The organism is Ferrovibrio sp. (assembly GCF_029255545.1).
Classification (GTDB): Bacteria; Pseudomonadota; Alphaproteobacteria; order Ferrovibrionales; family Ferrovibrionaceae; genus Ferrovibrio.
In genome coordinates, this window is the sequence record NZ_JANLJJ010000048.1 from 1 (window position 1) to 2,217 (window position 2,217).

The 2,217-nt window shown below is 63.8% G+C and carries 5 protein-coding genes; 3 read left to right on the forward strand and 2 right to left on the reverse strand.

Annotated elements, in window-relative coordinates:
• The first annotated feature begins 54 nt into the window (after positions 1 to 54).
• Positions 55 to 852 (forward strand): ABC transporter substrate-binding protein, encoded by a 798-nt coding sequence (locus Q1J79_RS09570; RefSeq protein WP_300299616.1) that lies wholly within the window; start codon positions 55 to 57, stop codon positions 850 to 852.
• Between the two features lie 24 nt (positions 853 to 876).
• Here Q1J79_RS09570 and Q1J79_RS09575 read toward each other — a convergent pair whose 3' ends face one another.
• Positions 877 to 1,059 carry a hypothetical protein gene (locus tag Q1J79_RS09575; protein ID WP_300299618.1) on the reverse strand — a complete coding sequence of 61 codons (183 nt, stop codon included), beginning with the start codon at positions 1,057 to 1,059 and terminating at the stop codon, positions 877 to 879.
• Positions 1,060 to 1,082: 23 nt separating this feature from the next.
• Between Q1J79_RS09575 and Q1J79_RS09580 the strand changes: the two genes are divergently transcribed.
• On the forward strand, positions 1,083 to 1,292 hold the full coding sequence (locus Q1J79_RS09580) for a cold-shock protein (RefSeq protein ID WP_300299620.1): 210 nt from the start codon (positions 1,083 to 1,085) through the stop codon (positions 1,290 to 1,292).
• Positions 1,293 to 1,299: 7 nt separating this feature from the next.
• The gene (locus Q1J79_RS09585) at positions 1,300 to 1,608 is read left to right on the forward strand and encodes a YkgJ family cysteine cluster protein (protein ID WP_300299622.1); all 309 of its coding nucleotides are present in this window, start codon (positions 1,300 to 1,302) and stop codon (positions 1,606 to 1,608) included.
• Positions 1,609 to 1,656: 48 nt separating this feature from the next.
• On the opposite strand, the gene Q1J79_RS09590 is transcribed toward Q1J79_RS09585, so the two are convergent.
• Positions 1,657 to 2,016 carry a GFA family protein gene (locus Q1J79_RS09590; protein ID WP_300299624.1) on the reverse strand — a complete coding sequence of 120 codons (360 nt, stop codon included), beginning with the start codon at positions 2,014 to 2,016 and terminating at the stop codon, positions 1,657 to 1,659.
• Between the last annotated feature and the right edge of the window lie 201 nt (positions 2,017 to 2,217).

Sequence of the window (2,217 nt, forward strand, 5' to 3'; positions counted from 1 at the left end):
GGGGCAACCACAGATTTCGCTCCCGCGCCATCGCGCTGCGTGTATGATCGAGCCATGATGGTTGCGGTCGCCGCTCGAGGTCATGCTGCGGGTCTGCTGATCGTCTGCATCCTGCTGGTTGTCGTGGGCCTCCTGGCGCCAGCGGCATCCCTGCCGGCAAGGGCGCAGACGACAGCCGCGCCCGACGCTGCCCGCGTGCTGATCAGCGATGCGCCGCCTTATCGCATTGTCAGCCGGGTCGCCGGCAAACCGGTCTACAGCGGCATCTATGTCGATATCCTGCGCGCGGTTGCGGCCGAGGCCGGGCTGGCGCTGGACTTCATTGAAACGCCCTATGTACGCGGCTTTCCGATGATGCGCGGCGGCGAAGCCGACATCATGATGGGGCCGAACCGCACGCCCGAGCGCGAAAAATATCTGCTGTATCTCGATCCGCCGCTGCCGGCCGAGCCCAAGGCCTTCGTCACCCGTGCGCAGGGGCCGCGCATCACGCGGTACGAGGATCTGCGTGGCCTGCGCATCGCCACCCTGCGCGGCGCCCGCTATGCCGACCGTTTCGATGCCGATGCCACGCTGGAAAAAGTTCCGGCCGCCGATTACGACGCGGCGTTGCGCCTGCTGGGCGGCGAGCGGGTCGATGCGGTGATCATGCCCGAACAGCAGGCGCGCTGGCTGCTGCGCTGGCAGCAGCTCAACTGGCCGCTGGCGCCGTACCGGATCGAGGGCCAGCCCTCCTATCTGGTGCTGGCGCGCAGCTCGCCGCTGGTCGCCCGGGCCGCCGAGCTGGCCGCCATCCTGCGCCGCCTGCAGGAGCGCGGCGAGGTCGAGCGGATATTGCAGCTCTACAGCTAAGGCCGCGAAAATCGGCCCAAAAGATCAGCCCAAAAGATCAGCCTTGTATTCGCCACATTTAAAGCCTAGGGTCCGGCCATCGACATTTTTGGCCGGACCTTCTGGCTGCTTCGCCTTGGCTTTGCCGGGCGCATCTTCCGACTTTCTCTCCAAAAAAATCGAAAACCGGGTGCCGGCCGCAGCCTTATTGCGGCCTGCGCCCTTCATGCATCGAACCAAAGGATACTGTCATGCAAACGGGCATTGTTAAATTCTACAACGATCAAAAAGGCTTCGGTTTCATTCAGCCGGAAGATGGCAGCAAGGACGTGTTCGTCCATGCCACCGCGCTGGAGCGGGCCGGCATGAGCGCGTTGCGGGAAGGCCAGAAGGTCTCCTTCGACACCGAGCAGGACAGCCGCTCGGGCAAGGTTGCCGTACGCGCCATCCAGGCCGCTTGATCTCCGCTTGATCTTTCAGGCGATCCAGGGCGCGGCAGCCTTCGACTGTCAGAGTTGCGGCGCCTGCTGCGCGTATTCGCGCGACTGGCCCCGCTTCTCGCTCGAAGAGGATGCCGCGCTCGCGCGCATCCCGGCCCGTTTCGTCGATGACGAGGCGGGCCGGATGCGTTGCGATGGCAACCGCTGCTCGGCCCTGCAGGGCGAGGTCGGCGCGCAGACATCCTGCGGCGTCTATGCCGTGCGGCCCGAGGTCTGCCGCGCATGCCAACCGGGCGACGACGCCTGCCGCATCGCGCGGGCGCATTTCGGGCTTTAGCGGTCTTTCAGGCTTTTGAATCTGAAGGCCCCGCGGGCGTAAAAACGCCTACATATTCTTCCCGTCGTATTTCACCGGCTGCAGCGTTTCCGGATCCACGTCGTCCAGGCAGCGTACGTTGACCGCCACCATCTTGGCGCCATTCGGCGCCGTGCCGGTGGCGAAGGATTCCACGCCACAGGTCTTGCAGAACAGGTGATGGATGTTCTTCGTGTTGAACTGGTAGTCGCTCACCGCGTCCTTGCCGGCCAGCAGCTTGAAGGCATCGGCCGGCACGAAAGTCAGCAGCGTGCCCTTCCTGGAGCAGATCGAGCAGTTGCAGGTGATCACCGGCTCCAGCGCCGTGGTCACCTCATAGCGCACCGCGCCGCAATGGCAGCCGCCCTTGTGAACCGTGGCTTCCGCCATGTCGTTATCCTCCGTGTCAAAACCAGATGCCGTGCCCTGGCGGCTTGATGGCCGTCGCCCGGCGTGAAGTCAATCCGGCTGGCCCTCATGGGAGCGGGCTTGTCTGATTGGATATTTGTACTATATATGTTCTTATTTGTCAAGCATTCTATTCCTAGTCGCATGGAATCCGGCCCGGGCAGGCAGGAGTGGAAACGAACC